At 68.1% G+C, this 24,450-nt stretch carries 26 protein-coding genes; 19 read left to right on the top strand and 7 right to left on the bottom strand.

The window, feature by feature from the left end:
• Positions 1-246: 246 nt before the first annotated feature.
• Together AB5I40_RS12210 and AB5I40_RS12205 are read right to left on the bottom strand one after the other, a co-directional pair.
• Complete coding sequence (locus AB5I40_RS12210; protein WP_370938607.1) at positions 247-1,227, bottom strand: biotin-dependent carboxyltransferase family protein; 981 nt, start codon at positions 1,225-1,227, stop codon at positions 247-249.
• The gene (locus AB5I40_RS12205) at positions 1,224-2,177 is read right to left on the bottom strand and encodes an allophanate hydrolase subunit 1 (protein ID WP_370938606.1); all 954 of its coding nucleotides are present in this window, start codon (positions 2,175-2,177) and stop codon (positions 1,224-1,226) included. The genes AB5I40_RS12210 and AB5I40_RS12205 overlap by 4 nt, the downstream gene beginning before the upstream one ends.
• 181 nt (positions 2,178-2,358) lie before the next feature.
• On the opposite strand from AB5I40_RS12205, the gene AB5I40_RS12200 reads away from it, so the two are divergent.
• The 15 genes from AB5I40_RS12200 (at position 2,359) to AB5I40_RS12130 (ending at position 14,442) form a co-directional block, all read left to right on the top strand.
• Positions 2,359-3,882 (top strand): PucR family transcriptional regulator, encoded by a 1,524-nt coding sequence (locus AB5I40_RS12200; protein ID WP_370938605.1) that lies wholly within the window; start codon positions 2,359-2,361, stop codon positions 3,880-3,882.
• A 537-nt stretch (positions 3,883-4,419) separates the two neighbouring features.
• On the top strand, positions 4,420-5,127 hold the full coding sequence (locus AB5I40_RS12195; RefSeq protein WP_370938604.1) for a hypothetical protein: 708 nt from the start codon (positions 4,420-4,422) through the stop codon (positions 5,125-5,127).
• Between the two features lie 22 nt (positions 5,128-5,149).
• Positions 5,150-6,646, top strand: a complete 1,497-nt coding sequence (locus AB5I40_RS12190; protein ID WP_370938603.1) for a YHS domain-containing protein — start codon at positions 5,150-5,152, stop codon at positions 6,644-6,646.
• Positions 6,647-6,657: 11 nt separating this feature from the next.
• Entirely contained in the window at positions 6,658-6,912 is a 255-nt protein-coding gene (locus AB5I40_RS12185; RefSeq protein WP_344278492.1) for a toluene-4-monooxygenase system B family protein, read from the top strand.
• Between the two features lie 10 nt (positions 6,913-6,922).
• Positions 6,923-7,246 carry an MmoB/DmpM family protein gene (locus AB5I40_RS12180; RefSeq protein ID WP_043840218.1) on the top strand — a complete coding sequence of 108 codons (324 nt, stop codon included), beginning with the start codon at positions 6,923-6,925 and terminating at the stop codon, positions 7,244-7,246.
• Positions 7,243-8,229, top strand: coding sequence for a toluene monooxygenase (locus tag AB5I40_RS12175; RefSeq protein WP_370938602.1), 987 nt, complete (start codon positions 7,243-7,245; stop codon positions 8,227-8,229). Before AB5I40_RS12180 ends, AB5I40_RS12175 begins: the two co-directional genes overlap by 4 nt.
• A 7-nt stretch (positions 8,230-8,236) precedes the next feature.
• Positions 8,237-9,247, top strand: coding sequence for a 2Fe-2S iron-sulfur cluster-binding protein (locus AB5I40_RS12170; RefSeq protein ID WP_370938601.1), 1,011 nt, complete (start codon positions 8,237-8,239; stop codon positions 9,245-9,247).
• A 15-nt stretch (positions 9,248-9,262) separates the two neighbouring features.
• Positions 9,263-9,598: a Rieske 2Fe-2S domain-containing protein gene (locus AB5I40_RS12165; RefSeq protein WP_116202782.1), complete on the top strand. Its 336-nt coding sequence runs from the start codon at positions 9,263-9,265 to the stop codon at positions 9,596-9,598.
• Positions 9,599-9,641: 43 nt separating this feature from the next.
• Positions 9,642-10,364 carry a 5-oxoprolinase subunit PxpA gene (gene pxpA, locus AB5I40_RS12160; RefSeq protein WP_370938600.1) on the top strand — a complete coding sequence of 241 codons (723 nt, stop codon included), beginning with the start codon at positions 9,642-9,644 and terminating at the stop codon, positions 10,362-10,364.
• A gap of 44 nt (positions 10,365-10,408) precedes the next feature.
• Positions 10,409-10,657: an acetyl-CoA carboxylase gene (locus AB5I40_RS12155; protein WP_370938599.1), complete on the top strand. Its 249-nt coding sequence runs from the start codon at positions 10,409-10,411 to the stop codon at positions 10,655-10,657.
• Positions 10,654-12,012, top strand: coding sequence for an acetyl-CoA carboxylase biotin carboxylase subunit (locus tag AB5I40_RS12150; protein WP_370938598.1), 1,359 nt, complete (start codon positions 10,654-10,656; stop codon positions 12,010-12,012). Before AB5I40_RS12155 ends, AB5I40_RS12150 begins: the two co-directional genes overlap by 4 nt.
• Positions 12,009-12,899, top strand: coding sequence for an allophanate hydrolase subunit 1 (locus tag AB5I40_RS12145; protein ID WP_370938597.1), 891 nt, complete (start codon positions 12,009-12,011; stop codon positions 12,897-12,899). The genes AB5I40_RS12150 and AB5I40_RS12145 overlap by 4 nt, the downstream gene beginning before the upstream one ends.
• Positions 12,889-13,854, top strand: coding sequence for a biotin-dependent carboxyltransferase family protein (locus tag AB5I40_RS12140; protein WP_370938596.1), 966 nt, complete (start codon positions 12,889-12,891; stop codon positions 13,852-13,854). The genes AB5I40_RS12145 and AB5I40_RS12140 overlap by 11 nt, the downstream gene beginning before the upstream one ends.
• Positions 13,855-13,867: 13 nt before the next feature.
• On the top strand, positions 13,868-14,053 hold the full coding sequence (locus tag AB5I40_RS12135) for a tautomerase family protein (protein ID WP_370938595.1): 186 nt from the start codon (positions 13,868-13,870) through the stop codon (positions 14,051-14,053).
• Positions 14,053-14,442 carry an SRPBCC family protein gene (locus tag AB5I40_RS12130; RefSeq protein WP_370938593.1) on the top strand — a complete coding sequence of 130 codons (390 nt, stop codon included), beginning with the start codon at positions 14,053-14,055 and terminating at the stop codon, positions 14,440-14,442. The genes AB5I40_RS12135 and AB5I40_RS12130 overlap by 1 nt, the downstream gene beginning before the upstream one ends.
• A 48-nt stretch (positions 14,443-14,490) precedes the next feature.
• On the opposite strand, the gene AB5I40_RS12125 is transcribed toward AB5I40_RS12130, so the two are convergent.
• Complete coding sequence (locus AB5I40_RS12125) at positions 14,491-15,303, bottom strand: MBL fold metallo-hydrolase (RefSeq protein WP_370938592.1); 813 nt, start codon at positions 15,301-15,303, stop codon at positions 14,491-14,493.
• 87 nt (positions 15,304-15,390) lie between these two features.
• Between AB5I40_RS12125 and AB5I40_RS12120 the strand changes: the two genes are divergently transcribed.
• The 3 genes from AB5I40_RS12120 to AB5I40_RS12110 are packed head-to-tail and all read left to right on the top strand — an operon-like array spanning position 15,391 to position 17,445.
• The gene (locus AB5I40_RS12120) at positions 15,391-15,591 is read left to right on the top strand and encodes a hypothetical protein (protein ID WP_370938591.1); all 201 of its coding nucleotides are present in this window, start codon (positions 15,391-15,393) and stop codon (positions 15,589-15,591) included.
• Positions 15,578-16,894 (top strand): amidase, encoded by a 1,317-nt coding sequence (locus AB5I40_RS12115; protein WP_370938590.1) that lies wholly within the window; start codon positions 15,578-15,580, stop codon positions 16,892-16,894. Before AB5I40_RS12120 ends, AB5I40_RS12115 begins: the two co-directional genes overlap by 14 nt.
• Positions 16,891-17,445 (top strand): TetR/AcrR family transcriptional regulator, encoded by a 555-nt coding sequence (locus AB5I40_RS12110; RefSeq protein ID WP_370938588.1) that lies wholly within the window; start codon positions 16,891-16,893, stop codon positions 17,443-17,445. The genes AB5I40_RS12115 and AB5I40_RS12110 overlap by 4 nt, the downstream gene beginning before the upstream one ends.
• On the opposite strand, the gene AB5I40_RS12105 is transcribed toward AB5I40_RS12110, so the two are convergent.
• The 4 genes from AB5I40_RS12105 to AB5I40_RS12090 form a co-directional block, all read right to left on the bottom strand.
• Positions 17,442-18,632 carry a GNAT family N-acetyltransferase gene (locus tag AB5I40_RS12105; protein ID WP_370938587.1) on the bottom strand — a complete coding sequence of 397 codons (1,191 nt, stop codon included), beginning with the start codon at positions 18,630-18,632 and terminating at the stop codon, positions 17,442-17,444. The genes AB5I40_RS12110 and AB5I40_RS12105 overlap by 4 nt on opposite strands.
• Positions 18,633-18,704: 72 nt before the next feature.
• Positions 18,705-19,529 (bottom strand): xanthine dehydrogenase accessory protein XdhC, encoded by an 825-nt coding sequence (gene xdhC, locus AB5I40_RS12100; protein WP_370938585.1) that lies wholly within the window; start codon positions 19,527-19,529, stop codon positions 18,705-18,707.
• Positions 19,526-21,895 (bottom strand): xanthine dehydrogenase molybdopterin binding subunit, encoded by a 2,370-nt coding sequence (xdhB, locus tag AB5I40_RS12095; protein WP_370938584.1) that lies wholly within the window; start codon positions 21,893-21,895, stop codon positions 19,526-19,528. The genes xdhC and xdhB overlap by 4 nt, the downstream gene beginning before the upstream one ends.
• Entirely contained in the window at positions 21,892-23,316 is a 1,425-nt protein-coding gene (locus AB5I40_RS12090; RefSeq protein ID WP_370938583.1) for a xanthine dehydrogenase small subunit, read from the bottom strand. The genes xdhB and AB5I40_RS12090 overlap by 4 nt, the downstream gene beginning before the upstream one ends.
• 425 nt (positions 23,317-23,741) lie before the next feature.
• Between AB5I40_RS12090 and AB5I40_RS12085 the strand changes: the two genes are divergently transcribed.
• Positions 23,742-24,440 carry a hypothetical protein gene (locus tag AB5I40_RS12085; RefSeq protein WP_370938582.1) on the top strand — a complete coding sequence of 233 codons (699 nt, stop codon included), beginning with the start codon at positions 23,742-23,744 and terminating at the stop codon, positions 24,438-24,440.
• The last annotated feature ends 10 nt before the right edge of the window (positions 24,441-24,450 follow it).

The following is a 24,450-nucleotide window of genomic DNA, read 5'->3' as shown; positions in this document are numbered from 1 at the left end:
TCGTGGCGAGGAAGACCTTAGGCGTGCCGGGATACCGACGTGCCGGTGCTGTACACCGAGCACACGATCGCTCCGGTGCGATCGCGGAGGGAACCACTAGAGCGAAGCTGTACCGCGGGTTGGATTCGCAGCAGAAGTTGGTGAGCGTGCCGCACACGATCAACGTCTGCGGACGTCAACGCGACTGACAACGCCGAAGCATGGCCGCCTTGAGCGAAAGCGACCCCATTCACCACGAAGCAAAACTCAAGACAGCGCCTTGACGTCCAGCAATTGATTCACATGCGCAGTGAGCGCCGCGGCCTGGTCGAGATCGATTTCCCGGAACGTCACCGTATCCCGGCCAGGCCGGAGCTGGCCGACCTTCCACAGCGAGGCCGACGCGACAGTGGCGATCACCGCGAACCCGCCGGAGGTATTGCTGTCCGGCCCCAGCACGGTGAGCACGTCGCCGTAGGCCAGGATGCCGCCGGGCGGGTAGCTGGAGTCCAGGAGGTTCGACGGGTGCCCGCCCGCGACATCGCCGGACGGGCGGGCCCAGCGGAAGCGGTGCGGGTTGAACCGGATGCCCACCCGGTCCGAGCTCAGGTCGCAGCGCCACGACGCGGCCAGGAAGTCGGCGAAGTCTTCGGTGGTCAGGAAATCCGGGTCGGCGTGCGGGCCGCGGAGGATTTCGATTTCCCACGCCGTCGGGTAGGTCGGACGCAGGGACACCGGGAGGCGGCGCGGGCGGGAAGGAGTCGACGGGAAAGTGTCGAGGATGTCCGCGCGTTCGAGGGCTCGGCCGTCGAGGCCGCCGATGCCCGCCAGGAGGAAGGTGGAGCGGGAGCCGAAGACCTCGGGCACGGCGATGCCGCCGGACAGCGCCAGGTACAGCCGGTGTCCGGGGCCGCGCAGCACCTCGCAGGCGAGGACGTCGCCGGTTTCCACCGGGACTGATTCCCATTGCGGGACGGGAGATCCGTTCAAGGTGACGGAGGTTTCCGGTCCGGTGACGGCGATTCGGCCGGGAGCGAGGACGCCTGCTTGGAATCGGCCGAGCGGGATTTCCAGGGCGGCCGCGCCGGGACGGTTGCCCACGAGAAGATTCGCCAGGCGGAAGGCGAGCGAATCGACGGGGCCGGAAGGGAAGAAACCCAATGACTGCCTGCCGCGCCGGCCCGGGTAATCCTGCACGGTGGTTTGCAGGCCGGGTTCCAGCACTTCCAACGCCGCGGTCTGAGTCACGGGATTTTCACCAGTTCCTGCGCGGCGACGCGGTCCGCCCGTCGTTTGGCTGCTTCGGCGGCGATGGCCGGATCGGCTTGGACGGCGAGGTGGTCGGCGACCGCGTACCGACCGGGTTCGATGTCGTAGTCGTAGCGGCCTTCGAAAACCTGCCTGCGCAATTCGATCAGTTCCGCCTCTTCGACGCGGTAGAAGGAAATCCGGTCGCCGGGGTGGATCAGGATCGGGTCCGCCCGGTGCGCGCGCGGGCGGCGCACGAGGTCGCAGATCGGCAGCGTCCGGCCGAAAAGCTGGTACGAGCCCGGCGATTCGATCGGGTGGACGACCAGGCATGGCCCGCCGAACGCGACGGCGCCTTCAGGGGTCCAGGAGCGCGCGGGGTTGTATTTCGGGGCGACCAGTTCGGACCGAGGGTCGAGGGGGAGCAGCGAAGGCAGGCCGGGGTAGAAGCCGGTGAACGCGTTCCACCACTCGGATTCCAGGACCCGCGAATACAGCGCCTCGCGATTCGGCAGGCCATTGGAGCGCACGAGATAGTCGACGTTGTTGCCGTCGAGGACGTTCGGCGCGTCCGGGCGCGTGGTGATCTGGTAGCGCTCCACGGCCTCTCGCGACGTCGAATCGTCGAACGCGATCGGGAGTTTCACCCGGCGGCTCGGCAGGACGAGCGAGCCGGGTTCGGGGATTTCTTGGTGCAGCCGGTCCATGGCGGCGATCACGGCGTCGTGCTGGATTGTTTCCGGGTCGTAGTGCACGAGGAGCGAACGCAGTCCCGGCGCGACTTCCAGGATGCCGCGCACCGGGTTTTCCTCGAGGTGTCGGGCGGACGCGTGCGCGAAGAAGTTGAGCCCGAGGTCGACCGGCAGTGGCGGTCCGTACTCGACGAGCAGCGCGCGATCGCCCGCGGTCCGGTACGTGACGTCCGGCCGGGCCGGGGCGGGTGGGGGCATCGAGATCTCTTTCCGTTGTGCCGCCGGACGTCCGCGGGCGGGGAAGTCCGATCGGGACGGTTTCTACCCACCAGCACCGGGTTTTGTCCAGAACGTTGGTTCGTCCGGGTGGCGATCGCCCGGCAGCCGGGCAGGCCGCCGGTTACACTTCCGGCCGCCCGATCCGTCCCCGGGAGACACCATGCCGCTTACCGTCCAGATGCTGCTCGAACGCGGCGAACACGGTCTCGAACTCGCCGCCGAGGGTGCGCCTGGCGCGCTCGACCGGGCGGTTACGTGGGCGTTGATCAGCGAGCTGCCGGATCCGTCGCCGTATCTCGAGGGCGGCGAGCTCGTGCTGACCACTGGATCCCGGCTTGCGCTGGGGGAGGCGGGCAGCCGGGAGTATGTGGACCGGCTCGTGGCGGGTGGTGCGGTGGCGCTGGGGTTTGGGGCCAGTTCGTTCTATCAGGAGGTGCCTGGGGCGCTGGTCGAGGCGGCCAGCGAAGTTGGGTTGCCGGTGCTGGCGGTGCCTGCGACGACTCGGTTTGCTGCGTTGAGTCGGCTTGTTGCCGGGCATCTGTCTGACGAGCGGCAGCGGGAGTTGAATTACGCGGTTTCGGCGCAGCGGGATTTGACTCGGGCGTCGCTGTCGCCGTACTCGGCTCGGGCGATCGCGGAGCGGCTGGCTAAGGCGGTGCGGGGGTGGACGTTGCTGCTCGACGCTGCTGGCGGGTTTCGGGCGGGGGTGCCTGCGGCGCGGATGCATGTCGCGCGGGTGCGGATCGAGTTGCCTCGGCTGCGGGATCGGGCTAATTCGGCGAGTCTCAGCATGACTATCGCTGGGGAGTCCGTGGTGGTGTTGCCGCTCGCGGTGCGGGGGCGGGTGCAGGGGTTTTTGGTGGTGGGGCGGTCTACGCCGCTTACTACTGCTGAGCAGGCGATTGTTACTACTGCGGTGTCGTTGTTGTGCGCTGAGTTGCATAGTGCGCGAGGGGTGCTGGACAGCGAGCGGCAGCATCGGCTGGCGGTGTTCAAGGCTGCCGTCGCGGGGGATGCGGGGCTGGCTACGGCTATTGGGGAGGCGTTGGACACCGACTTTCCGGAGGGGGATCTTCGGGTCGCGATTTTGGGGGTTCCTTCTGGGCATGAGCGGGAGTTGCTCGAGCATGCCGAGGGGGATCACGGGTTGCGGAGTTTGCGGGCGTTGGTTGCCGAGTGGGAGCGGGGGCGGGTGGTGGTGTTGATGCCGCCCGCCGAGGGGGATACGCGGACGTTGGAAGCGTTGTTGCGGCGGATTCCGTTGGCTCGGGGGGCCGTTAGTGATCCGACTCCTCCTGAGCGGCTTGCTGAGGCTTGGGAGCAGGTGCGGTCGGTTTTTACCAGTTCGCCTGGGGATGCTGGGGTGCTTACTTGTGCTGGGGATGTGGCTACTAGCGGGTTGATGCGGTTTCTCGACAATGACGAGGTGCGGGGGTGGGCTCGGGCGTTGTTGGAGCCGGTTACGGATAAGACTGGGGCGGCGAAGATCGATTTGCGGCATACGTTGCGGACGTTCTTGGCGCATAACGGGCAGTCGGATGCTTCGGCTACGGCGCTGGGGATTCATCGGCATACGTTGCGGTATCGGATGGGGAAGGTCGCCGAGGCGCTGGGGAGAGAGGTGGATGATCCGGCTGTTCGGGCGGAGTTGTGGATCGCTTTGCAGTTGGATGATCAGTTGTGAGTTCTCGGGTTCGGCTCGTCGCCTGGCGGCGACATTGCGCCCGTTGGTTGCGTGGGGCACCCCGAAGCGTGATTGTGCTGACGGTTCGGGGGTGCTTGTCAAGGCGGGAAAGATGCCTTGACAAGCACCCCCGAACCGCAGGGAGGCTTCGTATCGGGGTGCGGGGGAGGGGCTGGGTGCCTCGATAGCGGGTGCACTGGTGCGGCTGGGTGGGGTGGTTGCATCGCGAGTTGGGTGCGCTAGTGCCTGTTGGGCGGACTTGCGCTGGTCGTGAGGGGAACCCTGAGGGAATCAGATTCCCTCAGGGTTCCCCTCACGGCGTTGCGGGGGCTTGACGGATTCAGAAGACGGTGCCGGTGATCGTTGCGCGGGCTGCTGACCTGCGGTGATGTCCGTGGGTGCTCCGGTTTGGCATCCCTGGGGAGGTCGTTGTCCAACTTGCGCACTACCCGCCTGAGGGTGCGTCGCGCAGTCTTTGGGGCACCGCTTCAAAGGGCCGGAGCGGAGGAAGTTCAACGGTGAACTGGAGGTGCCCCTATGGGCACGTCGCTGCATCCGCCGCAGCTGGTGACGGGGTCTCGGACTCTCTACCTCGTTTGGGCGCCGGAGGATCCCGAGGGCGTCGCGCAGCTGGTTCCGGCTGGGCTCACGCCGGCCGCCGATCGGTCGTGCTACATCAATCAGTACGTGGTCGAAGGGGACGCTCAGACGTCGGCCAGCGACGGGGACGACGCGTTCGGTGCTTACTCGCTGACGTATCTCGGGGTGAATCTGTCCGGATTGGACACCGAAGCGGGAGTCCCGGGGCGGTGGTGGACCGATTACCACAACAGTTCCGAGCCGATGATTCGTTACGCGCGGGAGCACGGCGTTCCGGCCGGTGCACCAGGGGAGACGACGCTCGATCTCGACGGGGATCGGCTGGTCGCCACTACTTCCGTCGAGGGGCGGCCGATTATCCGGACTACCGCGCGTCTCTCGATCGGCACGCCGCAGCGGGTTACCGGGCAGTTGCGGTACATCACGAGTCGCGGTGGTGAATTCGTCAGCGGGCGGTATGCCTACGTCGCTGACATCGCCGAGGAATTCGCGGTCGAATCCTTCGAGTTCCTCGACAAAGAGCACCCGGCCTACCGGTTGCGGCCTGCCCAACCCTTGCAGGTGACGTTCGGGTTCTACTCCCCGGCCATGTCCTTCGTCTACCCCGGCGGCGAAGGGCCGCTGGGTTCCGAGCACGGCAGCTAAAAACCAACAAGGAGCACCGGCAATGGCTCTGCTGGACCGAGCACAGTGGTACGACATCGCCCGCGATACTCGATGGACTCCGCGTTACGTCACCGAAGCGGAGTTGTTCCCGCCGGAGTTGTCCGGCGGCGAGGGGTTGCCTGACGAGGTCTGGGCTACTTATGACGAACCGTACAAGGTGAGTTATCGCGAATACGTCGACATTCAGCGGCAGAAGGACGCCGGGGCGTATTCGGTCAAGGCCGCGTTGGAGCGCGCGGATCTCTACAATAAAGCCGATCCGGGCTGGATTTCCATTCTCAAGGAGCACTACGCGGCGGTCGCGCTCGTCGAGTACGGCGCGTCGTTCCAGGAGTCTCGCTTCGTGCGCTGGTCGAAGGCTCCCGGCATGCGGAACATGGCTACCTTCGGGATGCTGGACGAGATCCGGCACGGCCAGATCCAGTTGTACTTCCCGCACGAGTACGTGAACAAGGACCGCCAGTTCGAGTGGTCGCACGCGGCGATGTTCACCGACAATTGGGTCACGCTCGGCGCGCGGCACTTCTTCGACGACGTGATGATGACCCGCGACGCCGTGTCGACCTCGATTTTCGCGAACTTCTCCTTCGAGACCGGCTTCACGAACCTGCAGTTCATCGGCCTTTCCGGCGACGCCGCGAAGGCAGGCGACTTCACGTTCTCCAAGCTGATCCAGAGCATCCAGTCCGACGAGGCCCGGCACGCGCAGCTCGGCACGCCGCTGCTGCAAATGCTGATCGAGAACGGCCAGAAGGACGTGGCGCAGAAGAAGATCGACATCGCGTTCTGGCGCTCGTACCGGCTGTTCACCATTCTGTCCGGAATTCCGATGGACTACTACGTCCCGCTGGACGTCCGTGAAGCGTCCTTCAAGGAATTCATGGAGGAGTGGATCGTCACTCAGTTCATGCGCTCGCTGGAGGACCTCGGCCTCTCCAAGCCGTGGTATTGGGACATTTTCCTGCGCGACATCTCCGAGCACCACCACGGCCAGCACCTCGGCACCTACTCGTGGCGGCCGACGCTGTGGTGGGACCCGGCGGCGGGCGTCAGCCCGGAGGAGCGCGACTGGCTGGAGGAGAAGTACCCCGGCTGGAACGGCACCTTCGGCAAGGTGTGGGACGTCCTGATCGACAACTTCGCCAACGACCGTCCGGAAAAGACGGTGCCGGGCACGCTGCCGATCATCTGCAACGTCTCCCAGCTGCCGATCGTCGGCACGCCTTCCCAGACGCTGCGCGACATTTCGCTGGTCCACGAAGGACGGCGCTACCACTTCGCGTCCGAAGTGGACAAGTGGATCTTCGAGGACGACCCGGAGCGCTACCGGCACCACAAGAACCTGGTCGACCGGTTCCTCGGCGGCGAGATCCAGCCAGCGGACCTCGGCGGCGTCCTGGAGTACATGGGCCTCGGCTCGGTCGGTCCCGGCGGCGACGACGCGCACGGCTTCGCCTGGGTCGACACCTACCGCAAGCAGCTCGTCAAGGCCGGCTGAAAGGAACGCTGATGGCCACCATTCCGCTCGCCGTGCACTTCGACGGCGACTTCGTGCTCAAACTGCTCCCCGCGGACAGCGAGCACACGATGGACGAACTCGCCGCCGCGGCGGCCGAGAACTCGGTCGGCATCCACGTGCCCGACCAGCCCGGCCGAACGCTCCGCGTGCGCCGCCAGGGCGACGCGCAGCCGTTCGAGCGGGCCAGCACCGTCGCGGCGGCCGGTCTCGGGCCGACCGAATGCGTCGAAGTCTATTTCGAGTGAGGAGGACCGGATGAGCACCGCTGAACCCATCGCCGACCCGGTCGGCCCGGTCCTGCAGGTCGGCGAGGTGGCGCGCGCCGTCGCCGACGCCGCTGTGACCGACAACCCGGGCTGCCGGGTCGACATCCGCGACCGCGGTTCCTACGTGCGGGTCGAGGTCGAGGGCGGCGAATGCGTCCTGCGCCGCGAGACCATCGCCGAGGAGCTCGGCCGCCCGTTCAAGATGTCCGAGCTGGAGCTGATCATGCCCTCGTTCGTCGGGCGGATCGAGACCGGCGGCGACGTCTTCCGCTTCTACCTGGGCACTTCCGCCCGCAAGGAGGCCAGCTCGTGAGCACCCCGCTCAAGCCGCTCAAGACCTGGGGGCACCTCGCCGCCCGCCGGCGCAAGCCGAGCGAGTACGAGATCGTCTCCACCAACCTGCTGTGGCACACTCGCGACCCCGAGCAGCCGTGGGACGTCGGGCACACCGGGTTCATGGCGGACTTCTACCGCCGCTACCGCAACCAGAGCCCGATCACGCACCCGGACTGGAACGCCTTCCGCGACCCGGACGAACTGGTGTACCGCACGTACAACATCCTCCAGGACGGCCAAGAGTCCTATGTGGATGGTTTGCTCGACCAGCACGACGCCGAAGGCCACGACCGCGGCCTCTCGCCGGAGTGGGTCGCGATGCTGGCGCAGCTGTACACGCCGAGCCGGTACCTGCTGCACACCATTCAGATGGCCAGCGCGTACCTCGTGCACATGGCCCCGGCCAGCACGATCGCCAACTGTGCGGCGTTCCAGGCCGCGGATTCGCTGCGGTGGCTGTCCAATGTGGCCTACCGCACCGCGGAGCTGCGCCAGGCGCATCCGACCGCCGGGTTCGGCGAGCGCGAACGTGAGCTGTGGGAAGAACTGCCTGCCTGGCAAGGGTTCCGCGAGCTGATGGAACGGCAGCTGACCACGTTCGACTGGGCCGAGGCATTCGTTGCGCTCAACGTGGTGGCCAAGCCCGCGTACGACGAGATCGTGCTGCGTCAGCTCGGCGTCAGTGCCCGGCGGCACGGCGACGTGCTGCACGCGCTGCTGGCCGAATCGGCACTGCGGGACAGTGAGCGTTCACGGCGCTGGACCGAAGCGCTGGTCACCCAGATGTCCGAAGTGGATTCGAACGTCACGCAGCTGCGCGAGTGGGTCGCGAAGTGGCAGCCGCTCGCGGTCGCCGCAATCGAGGCGTACGGCACGGAGGTGGCGGAAAACGCCGAAGCGGCGGAGAACGCGATCGGCGCGGTCCGGGCGTTCCAGCGGCAGCTCGGCATCGGAGGCTGAACCGGCCATGACGACCGAACACCAAGTCCTCCTGCGGGGGACCGGCGTTCGCTTTCCTTGCGCGGAGGGCGACACGCTGCTGCGTGCCGCCCTCCGCGCGGGGGTCGGCCTCAGCTACGAGTGCAACAGCGGAGCCTGCGGAAGCTGCCGGTACGAGCTGCTGGAAGGCGAGGTCCGCACGCGCTGGGCGGACGCACCCGGACTCAGCGCCCGCGACCGGCGCAAAGGCCGCCGGCTGGCGTGCCAGAGCGAACCGGCCAGCGACTGCGTGGTCGACCTCGCTTCGGTGCCGGAACCCGCGCCGCACCGGCCGATCCGGCAGCGTGCCCAGCTGCGCGAGGTGCACCGGCTCACCCACGACATGGCCGAATTCGTGTTCACCGCGGAAAAGCACGCCGCGTTCAGCGCCGGGCAGTACGCGATGCTCGGGTTCCCCAGCGGCATCGAACGCGCGTACTCCATGAGCAATCTCGGCAACTGCCAGCGGGAATGGAAGTTCGTCGTCAAGCGGTCGCCGGGCGGGAAAGCGACGTCGATCCTGTTCGACGGCCTCGACCTCGGCGAGACGATCGAGCTGGACGGCCCGTACGGGCAGGCGTATTACCGCGCCGGCGACGACCGAGACATCGTTTGTGTCGCAGGCGGTTCCGGGCTCGGCGCGATGGCGAGCGTCGTGCTCGGCGCGGCCGCTCAGGCCGACGCGGGCGAGCGCACCGTACATTTGTTCTGCGGCGGCCGTGCTCCGCGCGATTTGCACATTCCGGAAGCGATGGCGATGGCGCAACGCCGGCTGCGCGCGCTCCATGTCCACACTGCAGTGTCCGAACCGGACTCAGCGGATTCCGAATCGCACCAAGGATTCGTGCACGAGGCCGTGGTCGCGAAGCTGGGCGAGACGCTGACTGACTTCACCTACTACGCCGCCGGGCCGCCCGCGATGACCGACGCGCTCGCCCGCGCGCTGGTGCTGGACGGCGGGCTCGCCGCCGACCGGCTCCATTTCGACCGGTTCAGCTGAGAAAGGAGCTTCCGCATGGGTTACGTGCGGGTGTGCAGCCTCGACGACGTCTGGGAAGGCGACATGGAGTCGTTCGAGGTGGGGGACAAGGAAGTGCTGATCGCCCACCTCGACGGCGGCGACGTCGTCGCGACCCAGGCGATCTGCCCGCACCAGCAGGTCGAACTGGTCGAGGGCGAACTGGACAAGAAGACCCTCATGTGCAAAAGCCACCTGTGGACGTTCGACCTCACCACCTGCCAGGGCATCAACCCGGGCCACGCGCAGCTGGCCCGGTACCCGGTGCGGCTCGAGGGCGACGACGTCTACATCGACCCCGACGGGGACACCCCGAAGATCGCGCATTCCTGACGGATCTCCCGGAAGACCTCCTGAAAGACAAGGAAAAGCACTCATGGTTGCCATCAACTGCGACATGGGCGAGGCCTACAGCATCTACCGCTGCGGCGACGACGAGGGCATCATGCCCTACATCACGGTCGCGAACGTCGCCTGCGGTTTCCACGCCGCCGACCCGGTCGTCATGCGGCGGACCGTCGCGCTGGCGCACGAGCATTCGGTGAAGGTGGGCGCCCACCCGTCGTTCCCGGACCGCGACGGGTTCGGCAGGCGGGAGCTGAAGATGGAGCCCGAGGAACTCACCGCCGCGGTGGTGTACCAGGTCGGCGCGCTGACCGGTTTCCTGGCCGAACACGGCATGCCGCTCAACCACATCAAGCCGCACGGCGCACTGTACGGTCTGGCTTCGCGGGACGAGACGGTCGCGCGGGCGATCGCCGAGGCCGCCGACGTGTTCGACGTGCCGTTGATGGGCATGGCCAACACCACGCACGAGAAGGTGTGGGGCAAGCGCAGCCAGGGCTTCATCGCCGAGTACTACACCGACCTCGACTACCGCGCCGACGGTTCGCTCATCATCACCCGCGAGCACGTCGCCTACGATCCGGCGATCGCCGCCGAACGGTCCGTGCGCGCGGTGACCGAGGGGCTCGCGACCTCTGTGGACGGTCAGGACATCCCGATGCGCGCGGACTGCATCTGCGTGCACTCCGACACTCCTGGCGCGGTGGATCTGGCGAAAAGCGTGCACGACGCCTTGACGCCGTACCTGACCTGATTTCAACTGACTGTCCCTACCGAACCGAGCGCGAGGTGACGCTGATGTCCCGTCTCGAAGTGGTTTCGCCCATTCCCGGGGTCTTTTACCGCAAGCCCGATCCGGACAGCCCGGATTTCGTGAAGCCCGGCCAGCAGGTTGCCGCGGACGACACGGTCGGGCTGGTCGAGGTGATGAAGTCCTTCTACCCGGTGCCCGCCGGCGCGGCCGGGACCGTCGTGGAGTTCGCCGCCGACGCCGAGGCGGTCGTCGACGCGGGCCAGCCGCTCGTGGTGCTCGAGGTGGACGCATGAAACGGTTGCTGATCGCCAATCGCGGCGAGATCGCGGTCCGGATCATTCGCGCGGCCAACGACCTCGGCATCGAGACGGTCGCGGTCGTCAGCGAGGCGGACCGGAGCGCCACGCACGCGCTGCTCGCCGACCAGGTCGTCCCGATCGGCCCGGCCCCGGCGACGAAGAGCTATCTGGTGGCGGACGCGATCCTCGCCGCGGCAAAGGAAACCGGCGCGGACGCGGTGCATCCGGGTTACGGATTCCTGTCCGAGCGCGCGTCGTTCGCCGCGGCGGTCGCGGACGCGGGGCTGACCTTCGTCGGCCCGGAGGCCTCGGTCATCGAGCAGATGGGGGACAAGGTCCGCGCGCGGCAGGTCGCCCAGGCGGCCGGCGTGCCGACGGTGCCCGGGACGCCCGGTGGAGTGTCCGATGTAGCCGAAGCGGTCGCGGCGGCGGGCGAGATCGGGTATCCGATCATGCTCAAGGCCGCGGCGGGCGGCGGCGGGCGCGGGATCCGGGTGGTCGCGGACGAGGCTGAGCTGAAGGTCGCGTTCCCGCAGGCTTCCGGCGAGGCGGCGAGCGCGTTCGGTGACGGGCAGATGTACCTGGAGCGGTTCGTGCGGGCCGCGCGGCACGTCGAGGTCCAGGTGCTCGGCGACGGTTCGGAGACGGTGCACGTGTTCGAGCGCGAGTGTTCGCTGCAGCGGCGGCGGCAGAAGGTGGTCGAGGAAGCTCCGTCGCCGGGCATCGACGAGCGGATCCGGGCCGAGATGACGTCCGCGGCGGTGCGGTTGTGCAAGGAGGTCGGCTACCGCAGCGCGGGCACGTGTGAGTTCCTGGTGGACGATGACACCGGCGAGTTCTTCTTCATCGAGATGAACACCCGGATCCAGGTCGAGCACCCGGTCACCGAACTGATCACTGGGATCGACCTGGTCGCCGAGCAATTGCGGATCGCGGCCGGGGAACCGTTGCGGTTCAAGCAATCCGATGTGACCAAGCGCGGGCACGCCATTGAATTCCGGGTGTGCGCCGAGGATCCGGACCGGAATTTCCTTCCTGGACCCGGAAAGATCGGCGACGTGCGGCTTCCGGGCGGGCCTTGGGTCCGCACCGACACCTGGCTCGCGCCGGGCAGTCAGGTTCCGCCGTTCTACGACTCCCTGGTGGCCAAGGTGGTCGTGTGGGGCGACGACCGGCCGACCGCGTTGCGCCGGGCGAACCGGGCACTGTCCGAATTGGTCGTCGAAGGCGTTCCCACCACCACGACGCTGCTCATCGAACTCCTCGGGCAGCAATGGTTCGCCGACGGCGCGTTCACCACCGGGACGCTCGAAGAGTGGCTCGTCCGGCGAGCGGAGGCGAGCGCATGAGCGGCGCGACGCCCGCCCGGTACAGCTGGGGCGGGGACGAGCACATTTTCGTCGAGCTGGCCGAGGAAATGAGCCTGCAGGCGAACTTCCGCGCGATGGCGATCACCACGTCGCTGCGCGAGAACCGGCCGGACGGCGTCGTGGAGATCTGCCCGGCGAACGCGTCCTACCAGGTTCGGTACAACCCGGATGTCATCGAACCGCGCACCCTGATGGCGCATTTGCGCGATATCGAGGAGAAGGTCGGCGACGCCGCGGACTTCAGTCTCGCTACCCGCGTGGTCGAGATTCCGGTGCTGTATCAGGATCCGTGGACCACCGAAACGCTGATGCGGTTCCGAGACCGGCACCAGGACCCGGACGCGACGGACATCGAGTACGCCGCGCGGATCAACGGTTATGCCGGTGCCGAGGAATTCATCGCGGCACACAGCGGCGCGCCGTGGTTTGTTTCGATGGTCGGCTTCGTCGCAGGTCTGCCGTTCATGTACCAGATGGTGCCTCGCGAACGGCAGATCGTCGTGCCGAAATACCTGCGACCGCGTACGGACACTCCTAAGCAGACAGTCGGCTACGGCGGCTGCTTTAGTTGCATCTACTCGGTTCGCGGAGCAGGCGGATATCAGATGTTCGGGATCACACCCGCGCCGATTTACGATCCGGCGCAGGAACTCCCGGACTTCGGCGATTTCATGGTGTTCTTCCGGCCCGGCGACATCGTGCGGTTCAAGCCGATCGACCGTGACCAGTACGACGACTACGTCAAGGAGGTCGAGGCCGGGACGTTCCGGATCCGTTCGCGCCCGGTCGACTTCGGGCTGCGCGAGTACCTCGACGACCCGGACGGCTTCACCGCGGGACTGATGGAGGTGCTCCGTGCCGATTGAGGTCCGCCAGCCCGGACTGGCCACGACGATCCAGGACGCCGGCCGCAACGGCTATTACGACGTCGGCATCCCGCCCTCGGGCGCGCTCGACCAGTTCTCGTACTCGGTCGCGAATCGCCTGGTAGGAAACGATCCCGGCGAGGCCGCACTCGAGTGTGTCTACATGGGACCGGAGCTGCACTTCACCGAGGACACGGTCATCGCGATCACCGGCGCCGAACTTCCGCCGAAACTCAACGGCGAGGAACGGCCGTTGTGGGAAGCGTTCGCGGTGCAGGCCGGTGATGTCCTTACCTTCGGATTCTGCAAACGCGGTGCCCGCGCCTACATCGCGGTAAGCGGCGGCATCGACGTTCCCTTGGTGCTGGGCAGTCGATCCACTTACGGGCTGGGCAAACTCGGCGGGATCAGCGGTGCCCCGTTGGTCGCCGGAGACGTCGTCCCGGTCGGCACCGGCGCTGGTGTTCCAGGGCGTTCCCTGCCGGAATCCTTGCGTCCGGCGTTGTCGAAGGAAATCGAAGTCCGCGTGGTGATGGGTCTTTACGACCACGTGCTCACCGACGCTGGCCGCGCAACCTTCCTGGACACCAACTGGACGCTTACCCCGGTCGCCGACCGCGTCGGATTCCGTTACCAGGGCGCACAATTGGAAACCAAGCCGCGGACGCCGCCGTTCGGTGCCGGACAAGACCCGTCGAACATCGTGGACGCGCCTTATCCGATCGGTTCGATCCAGGTTCCCGGCGGCGTCGAGCCGATCATCCTGCACCGGGACGCGGTGTCCGGCGGCGGTTACATGATGGTGGGCACTGTCCTCAGTGGAGACTTGGACCTGGTGGCGCAGTCCGCACCGAATACCAAGACCCGTTTCGTCGCGGTCGATCTGGACGAAGCGCTCGCCATCCGCCGCGATTACCGTGCCCGCACTCAGCAGGCCGCTGATTCCCTGAGCTGACAAGGAGTTCTCCATGCCGCACGTTCAGATCGACTGGTTCCCCGGTCGCACCGCCGAGCAGAAACGCGAGCTGGCCGAGGTGCTGACCCGCGAGATCTGCCGCATCGGAAACTGCGCCCCGGAATCGGTCGGCATCGTGTTCACCGACGTCGACACCGCGAACTGGGCGCGGGCGGGCAAGCTCTTCTCGGACAGCTGATGGCCACCCTTCGCTCCCACGTCCTGCTCGACGCCCCCGCCGACGCGGTGTGGCAGGTGATCGGCGACGTCGCGTCCGTCGCCGATTGGTTCCCGTCGATGAAGTCCTCCACCGGCGATACTCAGCACCGCACTGTGGTCCTGGGAGACGGCTCAGTCCTGGAAGAAGCCGTTGTCACGCATGACCCGGCCCGACGGCGGCTGCAGTACCGGGTGACCGGAGGGGATCTTCCGATCACCGCGCACCTCGGCACTGTGGATGTGCTGGAGATCGACCCGGGCCGGTCGATCGTCGTATACAGCACCGAAATCACCCCGGACTCGCTCGCCGACGCCTTCGATGCCGCCATCAGCGAGGCTGTCGCACGCTTGCCCGCACAACTGTCCTGAGGGCCGTGAAGGACTCCTTGAGGGAATCAGATTCCCTCAAGGAGTCCTTCACGGCCGTTCCGCGAGCCGGTAGCCGGGGCCGTGGGAGACGAGGCGGCCGCCGGTGGGCGGGGCGAAGTGCGTGCCCAGCACGAGAGCGCCCGAATCGGCTAGCCCGGCCAGGAGACGACGGCGGGTCTTCTCGGATTCCGCCGGGTCGATGTCCACGGAAGCGCCGATCTCCGGGTGTGCGAACTGCACCGGATGGTGCACCGCGTCCCCGGTGATCAGCGCGGTTTCGCCGGAGCTGGTCAGCTCGATCGAGACGTGCCCCGGGGTGTGGCCGGGCGTCGGCAGCAATCGCACGCCGGACACGATTTCCACGCCGTCGGCAGGAACGTCGACCAGGTCGAGCAGCCCCGCACGCTCCACTGGGAGCACGGAATCCTCGAACATCTGCCGCCGCGGTCCGTCCATCTCGTAGCCTGCCCAGAACTCCCGCTCGGCGCGGGAGGTGACGTGCCGGGCGGAGGCGAACGTCGGCACCCACTCGCCGTCCTGCTCGCGGGTGTTCCAGCCGACGTGGTCGGTGTGCAGGTGGGTGAGCAGCACCAGGTCCACCTCGTCCGGCGCGAACCCGGCGGCGGTCAGCGCGTCCAGGTATCCGGTGTCGAGGTCGTGCCACGCCGGGTTGGCGCGGGTCTTCCCGTTGCCGATGCCGGTGTCCACGAGGATCTTCATCCCGTCCTTCTCGAACGCGAAACTGTGGCTGTGCAGCCGGATCTCGTCGTTCGCGGCGGGAAGCAACCACGCGCCAGTAGCGGCGGGCAGTTCGATCTCGTCGATTCGGTGAACGGTGAGGTCGCCGATGGTCCAGGTCACAGGTCCTCCTTAACGCAACATGTTTGCGTTAAGCGACGCTACTGGCTACCGTCGCTTAAAGCAAACACTTAGCTTTTAGGAGGACCTGTGTCCGAACTTGCCCCCGACGAGGCCGCCCGCCTGGCCGCCCGTGCCGGACTGCCCCTCGATGCGGCCCGGCACACCAGCGTGGCCGCCGTGGCGAACCACATCCACTCGGTGGTATCTGTCCTGCGCGATCTGGAATTCGGCGACACCGCACCGGCTTCCACCTATCGCGTGGAGGAGGACGTCCGTGTCGCTGGCTGACCTCACGCTCGCCGAAGCCTCCGCCGCGATCCGGACCCGGCGTGTCTCGCCGACAGAGTTGGTCGAGGACGTCCTGACCCGCATCGACGAGGTGGAACCCCGCCTGAACGCCTATGTCGCAGTGGAGGCCGACCGAGCCCGCGCCCAAGCCGCGGAACTCGGCCAGATTCGCGGCCCGCTGCACGGCATTCCCATGGGCCTGAAGGATCTGATCGACGTGGCCGGAACCGCGACCACCGCCAGTTCCCAGGTCCGCGCCGGACATCGCGCCGAAAAGGACAGCACCGTCGCCGCCCAGCTCAAGACGGCCGGAGCGGTCCTCCTCGGCAAAACCCACACGCACGAATTCGCGTACGGCCTCACCACTCCGCAGACGCACAACGCCCGCAACCCGTCCCGCGTGGCCGGGGGATCCAGCGGCGGCTCAGCAGTAGCCGTCGCCGCCGGTGCCGCGACGTTCGCACTGGGCACGGACACCGGCGGCTCGATCCGCGTCCCCGCCGCGCTGAACGGAGTCGTCGGCCTCAAACCGACTTACGGCCTCATCCCGCGGAACGGCGTGACGTCGCTGTCCTGGTCGCTGGACCACGTCGGCCCGATCACCCGCACTGTGGAGGACGCCGCTTTGGTGTTGTCCGTCCTCATTGGACAATCATTCCCGACCCGCGAGGACTTGACCGGACTACGCGTGGGAGTCCCCGGCAACTACTACTTCGACCGCATCGACCCGGTAGTAGAAGCCGCGGTCCGCGAAGCCATCGACCACCTCGCCGAACTCGGCGCCGAACTGGTCGACGTCGAAATCCCGATGACCCGCTACCTCCAGGCGACGCAGTGGGGCTTGATGGTCCCCGAAGCCACGGCGTACCACGAACGAAGCCTGCGGACCGTGCCCGACCAGTACGCCGCCGACGTCCGCGTCCTGCTCGAAGCCGGCGAGCTGATGAGCGCGGGGGACTACCTGCGCGCTCAACGCGCCCGCACCCTCATGCGCGAGGAATGGACGCGGCTGTTCGAGCAGATCGACGTCCTCGCCGCGCCGACCGTCCCGATGACCGCCGTCCCAGCCGGACAGGAGACAGTCACCTGGTCCGACGGCACCGTCGAAGCGGTCTCAGACGCGTACGTGCGGCTGTCGGCCCCCGCGAACATCACCGGCGCACCAGCGTTAACCCTCCCGATCGGCGACGACCCCGACGGGATGCCGATCGGCCTGCAACTGATCGCCCGGCCGCACGGCGAACCGGTGCTGCTGCGGACCGGCCACGCCTTGGAACGGACGCGGCTTAGAGTGGCAAGGTGAGCCAGAAGCGGATGGTGCGTCCGGGCGGGCGCAGTGCGCGAGTCCAGGAATCGGTGCACGCCGCCGTCCGCGACTTGATCGCCGAATCGGGCCGGGACGCGCTGACCGTGCCCCAGGTCGCGGCGCGAGCGGGCGTCACGCCGTCGACGGTCTACCGGCGCTGGGGAGACCTGCAGGAACTCCTGTCGGACGTCGCGGTCGAGCGGCTGCGCCCGGATGCACCGCCGGAGGACCACGGTTCGCTGGCCGAGGACCTGGCGGCGTGGACCGAACTGTTCCTGGACGAGATGTCCTCGCCCGCCGGCCGGGCCTACATCCGTGACGCGCTGCTCGGCGACCCGGACGGAAGCAACGCCGGACAGTGCTCGGCGTACGCCGCTGACCAGGTCGAAGTAGTCCTGGCCAGGGCGGCGGCCCGCGGCGAAGCGGCCCCGTCGGCGGAGGCGGTGATGGACCGGGTGGTGGCGCCGATCATGTACCGGATCCTCTTCCGTCCGGACGGTCTCGACGCCGCCTATGCCCGTCGGTTGGCGGCTGAGGTGCTGGCTTAAAACCAGTGCACGCAGTGCGGCGCACGATCGGACCGGAATAGCAGATCGGCGAGCCCGGCGACTTCTCTGCTGTGCGCCCGGACATGCCCAGCCCGGACCAGCACACTCGGCAACGTTCCGCCGAGGTAGATCGACCCCAGATCGCTGACATCCAGCGACAGGTCAGGCGCGAGGTCCGTCCGCACGCACTCGGCTTTCCCGTCCCGCACCGTCAGCAAATACCGGCCGTCCTGGTCCAGGAACGGGTCGGTGACGTCGAGGACCAGCGAACCGTCCGTGAACCAGCCGCGGGCGGTCAGTGCGCGCGGGACGTCCAGGATCCGCACCCACAGCCAGTCCGTCTCCCTCGGCTCGGCCGCGCGCAGGTCCGCCAGCTGCCAGCGCAGCGGGTTCCCCGGCGGGAGGTGCTTGAACTCGATCTTCTTGACCAGGTCGTGCCCGAGCAGGAACTGCGTGAGCGCGGTGAATCCCGCGTCGTCGGCCGCGATGACCTCGTCGACCGTCAGGGTGGCGTCGGTGACCAGGTAGCTCGCATATCCGTTCGCGACGCCTTCCGCGTCCCGGTGCACGGCGAGGTAGCGCGGCTCCGGTCCGGTCGGCGGGTGGCCCGCGCCCAGCGCCCACCAGCGATGCGGCCTCGACAGCGCACCAGGCTGCGTGCGGCGGTACCGGTCGTAGATCTCCTCCAGAAGCTCCCCACAGTCGACCCGCCGCAGCAACTCAACAGAGCCGGTCTCGACGCCAGCCCCGCGCGGAGCGGCGAAGGAGGTGCGGTGCCGCTCGACCGTCAGCTGCTCCGTGTACGTCGCCGGTCCGTAGCCGAACCGCCGGTAGATGACCGCTTCACTGCAGAGCAGGACGGACAGAAACTCCCCACGGGCACGAACGTCGGCGAGTTGTTCCTGCATCATCGCGCGAAGCACGCCTTGCCGCCGATGCGTCGGCAGCACGCCAACGGCAGTCACGCCAGCGGTCGGCGCAACCACGTCGCCCGGCAGCGTGAGGTCGAAGGAGTACGCACCGGTGGTGCCGACCGGCTTCCCGTCCGGCGCGAAGGCGATCAGGCTCCGTTCCTTCTCGTAAGCGCCGAGGACGCCGCTGCCCGCCGACTCCGGCCAGTAACGTCCGAAGGCGGCTTGGACGGTGCTGAAGTACAGGTCGTAGTCGTTGTCGTGCCGAATTTCCATCGCAGAAGTCCCCCGGGAGCTGACGGTGTCTCAACCGTATCCCAGTCGCGCTCCCGGGGGCAGGCAAGCGATTTACGGCTGAAGCGCACCCGGCCGGACGCGCGCCTGGAACTTCTGCAGCAACGCCGCCGCGACGCTCACCGCGATCACCGCCGGTTCCTTGCCGGTCAGGTCCGGCAGCCCGATCGGCGTCGTGATCCGGGACAGCGCCGCCTCGTCGTGGCCGAGGTCGGTCAGCCGCTTCCGGAACCGCGACCACTTCCCGGCGGACCCGATCAGCCCGATCGACCCGCACGTCCCGCTGCGCAGAGCCGCGTCGCACAGCGCGATGTCTTCGGCGTGGTCGTGCGTCATGATCAGCGCGTGCGTGCCCGCGGGCAGCTCCGACAGCACCGTTTCCGGCAGCAGCGGGACCTGGTGGACGTGCACGCTCGCCACTGCGTCGTCGAGCACAGCCAATCGTTCCTCGGTCAGCTGCGCCGGCCGGCTGTCGATCAGATGCAGCGAAACCTCGTGCCGGGCGAGCACCCGCGCCAGCTCCAGGCCGACGTGCCCGACCCCGAAGACCGCCACCGCCGGACGCACCGGCAGCGGTTCGAACAGCAGCGTCATCGTCCCTCCGCAGCATTGCACGCCATGCTGGTAAGGAGCCTTGTCGGACAACGAAAGCGTCTGCAGCTCCGGCGCGGTCGCGTTGTCCCGCAACAGTTCCCGGGCCCGCTCGATCGCGACGGCCTCGGCGTTGCCGCCGCCGATCGTGCCGTGGGTTTCCGAAGGGCCGACCACCATTTTCGCGCCGCCCTCGCGTGGGGTGTGCCCGCGCGAGGACGTCACCGTGACGAGCACGCCCGGCAGCCCCGCGTCCCGCAGGTGCTGCACCGCGCTGATCCAGTTCATGGCTGGCCCACCAGGTCCGGTACCGGCGCCTCGACCACCGGAGCGGCCGTGACGGCGCGGTCGATCGCCCAGAACACGGCCTCCGGCGTCGCCGGGGAAGCCAGGTCGACGCTGTGCCCGGGCTCGCCGAACGCGGCGACCGCCTGCCGCAGCGCTTCCCGCACCGCGAAGGCCAGCATCAACGGCGGTTCGCCGACCGCCTTCGACCCGTAGACCGCGCCTTCTTCCGCGGCGTCGGTCAGCAGCGTGACGTTGAATTCCTCCGGCATCTCCGAAAAGCTCGGCAGCTTGTACGTGCTCGCCGCCTGGGTCGCGAGCCGTCCGCGCGAGGGCCGGTCGGATTCGTCCCAGCGCAGGTCTTCCAGCGTCAGCCAGCCCATGCCCTGCACGAAGCCGCCCTCGATCTGGCCGATGTCGATCAACGGGGACAGGCTGTCGCCGACGTCGTGCACGATGTCGACCCGCCGCGTCCGGTACGCGCCGGTGAAGTCGTCCACCTCGACCTCGGCCAGCGCCGCGCCGTAGGCGAAATACTTGAACGGGGTGCCGCTCATCGTGGCGGAATCCCAGCTCAGGCCCTCGGTCCGGTAGTACCCGGCGGCCGACAGGTGCACCCGGTCGAAGTAGGCCGCGTGCACGAGTTCGTCCCAGCCGATTTCCTCGCCGGACGGAGTGCGCGCGGCACCGCGGACGATCCGGACGTCGCTTTCCGGCACACCGAGCTTGCCCGCCGCGACCGGGATAAGCCGGTCGCGGATCTGCTCGCAGGCGTTCTTGACCGCGCCGCCGTTGAGGTCCGCGCCCGAACTCGCCGCGGTGGCCGAGGTGTTCGGCACCTTGTCGGTCCGGGTCGGGGCGAGGCGCACCTTCTCCGGCGGCACACCCAGCGCGGTCGCGGCCACCTGCAGCATCTTCGTGTGCAGGCCCTGACCCATTTCGGTGCCGCCGTGGTTGATCAGGACCGAACCGTCCTTGTACACGTGCACCAGTGCGCCGGCCTGGTTGAACGCGGTGAGGTTGAAGGAAATCCCGAACTTCACCGGCGTGATCGCGAGGCCGCGCTTGGAATGCGGATGCTTCGCGTTGTACGCGGCGATCTCGGCCTGCCGACTTTCCGCGTCGCCCGAGTCGAGCAGTTGCTGCCAGATCCGGTGGATGCGTTCCGGGTGCCGCACCGGCATCCCGTACGGCGTGTCCTGGCCTTCGGTGTAGAAGTTGCGCCGCCGCAGCTCAGTCGGGTCGATGCCGAGCATTGGCGCGCAGCGGCCGAGGATGTCCTCGATCACCAGCATGCCTTGCGGCCCGCCGAATCCGCGGAAGGCGGTCTGCGACGTCTTGTTCGTCTTCGCGATCCGCCCCATCGCGCGGACGTGCGGAATCCAGTACGCGTTGTCGACGTGGCACAGCGCGCGGGCGAGCACCGGTTCGGACAGGTCGAGGCTCCAGCCGCCGTCCGCGGTCAGCACGACGTCCAGCGCCTGCAGCTTGCCGTCGGAGTCGAAGCCGACGCTCCATTCGGCGTGGAAACCGTGCCGTTTGCCGGTCATCGTCATGTCCTGGGTGCGGGTCAGCCGCAGCCGCACCGGACGTCCGGTGAGCGTCGCGCCGAGCGCGGCGACCGCGGCGTAGCCGTGCGGCTGCCATTCCTTGCCGCCGAAGCCGCCGCCCATCCGCAGGCTCTGCACGGTGACCTCGTGGCTGTGCTTGCCCAGCACGTGCGCCACGATGTCCTGCGTTTCCGACGGATGCTGCGTGCTGCTCTGCACGAAAATCTGGTCGGACTCGTCCACGTGCGCCAGCGCGCACTGGGTTTCGAGGTAGAAGTGCTCCTGGCCGGCGAAGTCGAACTCGCCGCGGAAAACATGCGCTGAACCGGCCATCGCCGGGTCGACGTCCCCGCGCGCCACCACTCGCGGCTCGCCCTGGAAACTGCCTGCGGCGATCGCCTCGCCGACTGTCACCAGCGACGGCAGCGCTTCGGTGTCCACCTCGACGGCCGCCGCGCCCAGCCGCGCCGCTTCCAGCGTTTCGCCGAGCACCCAGGCCACCGCGTGGCCGAAGAACATCACCTCGGACGGGAACAGCGGTTCGTCGTGGTGCACCCCGGAATCGTTGACCCCAGGGACATCCGCCGCGGTGAGAACGCGAACCACGCCGGGTACGGCTTCGGCCGCTTCGGTGCGGATCGCGAGCACCTTGGCATGCGCCTCGTTTACCTGTACGGGGTATGCGTGCAGGACGTCTTTGGTACGGGCGACGAGGTCGTCGGTGTACAGCGCGGTGCCCCGGACGTGCGCCGCGGCGGCCTCGTGCGGCCGGGCGATCCCGATGGACGGGCTTTCCGGGCGTTCGGACAATGCGCTCATGCTCGTGCCCCCTCCAGGGAGTCGGCGTGGAGTTTCAGCAGGCTGCGACCCAAAGTCGCGGCGCGGTAAGCGGCGCTCGCTCGGTGGTCGTCCATCGGCGTTCCCTCGCCGCGCAGGATTTCCGCGGCGGCGCGGACGGTTTCCTCGTTCCAGGACTGTCCGACGAGCGCCGCTTCGGTGTCGTGCGCGCGAATCGGTGTCGCGGCAACCCCGCCGAGCCCGATCTGCGCGGTGCGCACGAGACCGTCTTCGATGTCGAGCGCGAACGCGACGGCGACGCTGGAAATGTCGTCGAACCGCCGTTTGGCGACCTTGTGGAACGCCGTGGTTCCGGCCAGCGGCAAGGGAATCCGCACGGACCGGATCAGCTCGTCATCCCGCCGGACGCTCTGCCGGTAGCCGGTGAAGTACTCGTCGAGCGGCACCTCGCGGTCTCCGTCTACAGAGGACAGGACAACGCTCGCGCCGAGGGCCAGCAGCACTGGTGCGGAGTCACCGATCGGCGAACCGGTACCAAGGTTTCCGCCGAGTGTCGCGGCATTCCGGATCAATCGTGATGCGAACTGCGGGATCAGCTGGCGCAGGAGCGGCACCCGGCCGTCGAGGCGGCGGTCCATTTCGGTGAGGCTCAGCCCGGCCCCGATTTCGATCGTCTCCGCGCCGATGTCCAGCGTCTGCAGTTCGGGCACGCGATCGATGGCGACGACGCAGTCCGCCCGGACGCCGCGGATGTTCACCTCGACGCCCCAGTCGGTCGACCCGGCCACGAAGGTCGCGTTAGGACGGTCGTGGCGCAGCTGCAGCGCTTCGGCCCAGCTGGCTGGCCGGAGGTAATCCCGTCCGTCGCCATGCAGTTGGGTCGCAACGGGTTCCGGCGCGCTGCAGGCCCGCCGCTGCGCCAGCGGGTCCGACGCCGGGGGAGCGCCGAGCGCGTGCGCGGCATCGCGGATCGGCCGGTATCCGGTGCAGCGGCAGAGGTTTCCGCTCAGCGCGTGGATGTCGAAACCGTTCGGCGCGTGGTCGTCGCCGGTCGCGGCGCGGTCGCCGCGGTAGTACTCGGCGGCCATGCTGCAGACGAACCCGGGAGTGCAGTACCCGCACTGGGATCCGCCGCGCACGGCCATTTCGTGCTGCACCGGGTGCAAGTCCTCAGCGGACCCGAGACCCTCGGCCGTCCACACCTCCTGCCCGTCCAGCGAACCGACCGGGGCGAGGCACGCGTTGATCGCGACCAGGTCCGTCGGCGATTCGACGCCGGGGCGCGCGACCAGGATCGCGCACGCGCCGCATTCGCCTTCGGCGCAGCCCTCCTTGCAGCTGGTCAGGCCCTGTCCGCGGAGCCAGTCCAGTGCCGTGGTGTGCACGGGAACGGCGCCGATCGCGGTGCGTTTCCCGTTGACGGTCACCTCGGGGTCGACCATCGGAGTTCCTCTCGTCTTTTCTCGGCTGGGGCCACGGCCGCCGACACGCCGCATCGGCGCAGGTCAGGGGGGCCGTGGGGGAGTTCGCGGCACCGGGACTCTTGCCCGTGCGCGAGCGCATGCCGAGCGGGGGAGACCGCTCAGCGGCGCGTTGGCCAGCCGTGCGCGACGCGCCCCTTGTTCCAAGCGGACTGGCGCGTGCGCTGACGGAGGTCGGCGAGCTGACCGGAGGTCAGAAGCATCGCGCACCTCCTCGAGAGCGAACGGAACGGGCGGTACGGGCGCACCGCCGTCGACGAAGCGTAACGCCGGGCTCAGCGCGAGACAAGGGTCGGCGTCGCCCGAAAGGAGACCCAGGACACACGTCTAAATACCCCCAGGGGGTATAAAGTTCGTGCCGTCGAGAACGAGCGAAGGAGAAACCGATGAACGTCAACGGCACCGCACTTTCGACCGGCGAAGTCCAGCTCGGCGTGGTGCACGCCCCGGCGACGGCGGGGGAGGACGGCGAGCTGTCGTTCACCGTCGCCACCGCCGACGGACAGCCGGTAACCAAATACGAGGAGGCGCACGGCAAGCAGTTACACCTGATCGTGGTTCGCAACGACGGCGCGCATTTCCGGCACCGCCATCCGGTGCTCGACCCGGAAACCGGCGTCTGGACGATCCCGTGGGCTTGGGAAGCGGCAGGCACTTACCGCGTCTTCACCGACCTGACTCCGGCGGGTGGCGAGAGCGTCACGCTGTCGCGGACGGTCGAGGTCGCCGGCGACTACCAGCCGCAGGCCGCGGAACCGGCCGCTACCAGCGTCGTCGACAACTACGAAGTGACCCTTGAAGGCACGCTCGCGGCCGGTGCCGGAACGCTGCTGACCGCCCGCGTGACCCGCGACGGACAGCCGGTCACTGACCTGGAGCCGTATCTGGGTTCGTTCGGCCACCTGGTCGCGTTGCGCCAGGGCGACCTCGCCTACCTGCACATCCACGCGCTCGACGACGGGAAGCCCGGACCGGAGATCCGCTTCCACGCCGAGGCTCCGACGACCGGCCGGTACCTGCTGTACCTGGACTTCCAGGCCGAGGGAGTCGTGCGCACCGCCGCCTTCGTCCTCGACGCGGCCTGAGCAGCTCTAT

The organism is Amycolatopsis sp. cg13 (assembly GCF_041346965.1).
Classification (GTDB): Bacteria; Actinomycetota; Actinomycetes; order Mycobacteriales; family Pseudonocardiaceae; genus Amycolatopsis.
Note: the sequence above shows the minus strand (reverse complement) of the source record. Positions and strands in the feature narration are given on the sequence as shown.

What these genes read in the sequence shown, in the direction of transcription:
- AB5I40_RS12205 (WP_370938606.1), bottom strand. Translation starts at nt 2,177, where the DNA reads ATGCCCCCACCCGCCCCGGCCCGGCCGGACGTCACGTACCGGACCGCG.
- AB5I40_RS12200 (WP_370938605.1), top strand. Translation starts at nt 2,359, where the DNA reads ATGCCGCTTACCGTCCAGATGCTGCTCGAACGCGGCGAACACGGTCTC.
- AB5I40_RS12195 (WP_370938604.1), top strand. Translation starts at nt 4,420, where the DNA reads ATGGGCACGTCGCTGCATCCGCCGCAGCTGGTGACGGGGTCTCGGACT.
- AB5I40_RS12190 (WP_370938603.1), top strand. Translation starts at nt 5,150, where the DNA reads ATGGCTCTGCTGGACCGAGCACAGTGGTACGACATCGCCCGCGATACT.
- AB5I40_RS12185 (WP_344278492.1), top strand. Translation starts at nt 6,658, where the DNA reads ATGGCCACCATTCCGCTCGCCGTGCACTTCGACGGCGACTTCGTGCTC.
- AB5I40_RS12180 (WP_043840218.1), top strand. Translation starts at nt 6,923, where the DNA reads ATGAGCACCGCTGAACCCATCGCCGACCCGGTCGGCCCGGTCCTGCAG.
- AB5I40_RS12170 (WP_370938601.1), top strand. Translation starts at nt 8,237, where the DNA reads ATGACGACCGAACACCAAGTCCTCCTGCGGGGGACCGGCGTTCGCTTT.
- AB5I40_RS12165 (WP_116202782.1), top strand. Translation starts at nt 9,263, where the DNA reads ATGGGTTACGTGCGGGTGTGCAGCCTCGACGACGTCTGGGAAGGCGAC.
- pxpA (WP_370938600.1), top strand. Translation starts at nt 9,642, where the DNA reads ATGGTTGCCATCAACTGCGACATGGGCGAGGCCTACAGCATCTACCGC.
- AB5I40_RS12155 (WP_370938599.1), top strand. Translation starts at nt 10,409, where the DNA reads ATGTCCCGTCTCGAAGTGGTTTCGCCCATTCCCGGGGTCTTTTACCGC.
- AB5I40_RS12150 (WP_370938598.1), top strand. Translation starts at nt 10,654, where the DNA reads ATGAAACGGTTGCTGATCGCCAATCGCGGCGAGATCGCGGTCCGGATC.
- AB5I40_RS12145 (WP_370938597.1), top strand. Translation starts at nt 12,009, where the DNA reads ATGAGCGGCGCGACGCCCGCCCGGTACAGCTGGGGCGGGGACGAGCAC.
- AB5I40_RS12135 (WP_370938595.1), top strand. Translation starts at nt 13,868, where the DNA reads ATGCCGCACGTTCAGATCGACTGGTTCCCCGGTCGCACCGCCGAGCAG.
- AB5I40_RS12130 (WP_370938593.1), top strand. Translation starts at nt 14,053, where the DNA reads ATGGCCACCCTTCGCTCCCACGTCCTGCTCGACGCCCCCGCCGACGCG.
- AB5I40_RS12105 (WP_370938587.1), bottom strand. Translation starts at nt 18,632, where the DNA reads ATGGAAATTCGGCACGACAACGACTACGACCTGTACTTCAGCACCGTC.
- xdhC (WP_370938585.1), bottom strand. Translation starts at nt 19,529, where the DNA reads ATGAACTGGATCAGCGCGGTGCAGCACCTGCGGGACGCGGGGCTGCCG.
- xdhB (WP_370938584.1), bottom strand. Translation starts at nt 21,895, where the DNA reads ATGAGCGCATTGTCCGAACGCCCGGAAAGCCCGTCCATCGGGATCGCC.
- AB5I40_RS12090 (WP_370938583.1), bottom strand. Translation starts at nt 23,316, where the DNA reads ATGGTCGACCCCGAGGTGACCGTCAACGGGAAACGCACCGCGATCGGC.
- AB5I40_RS12085 (WP_370938582.1), top strand. Translation starts at nt 23,742, where the DNA reads ATGAACGTCAACGGCACCGCACTTTCGACCGGCGAAGTCCAGCTCGGC.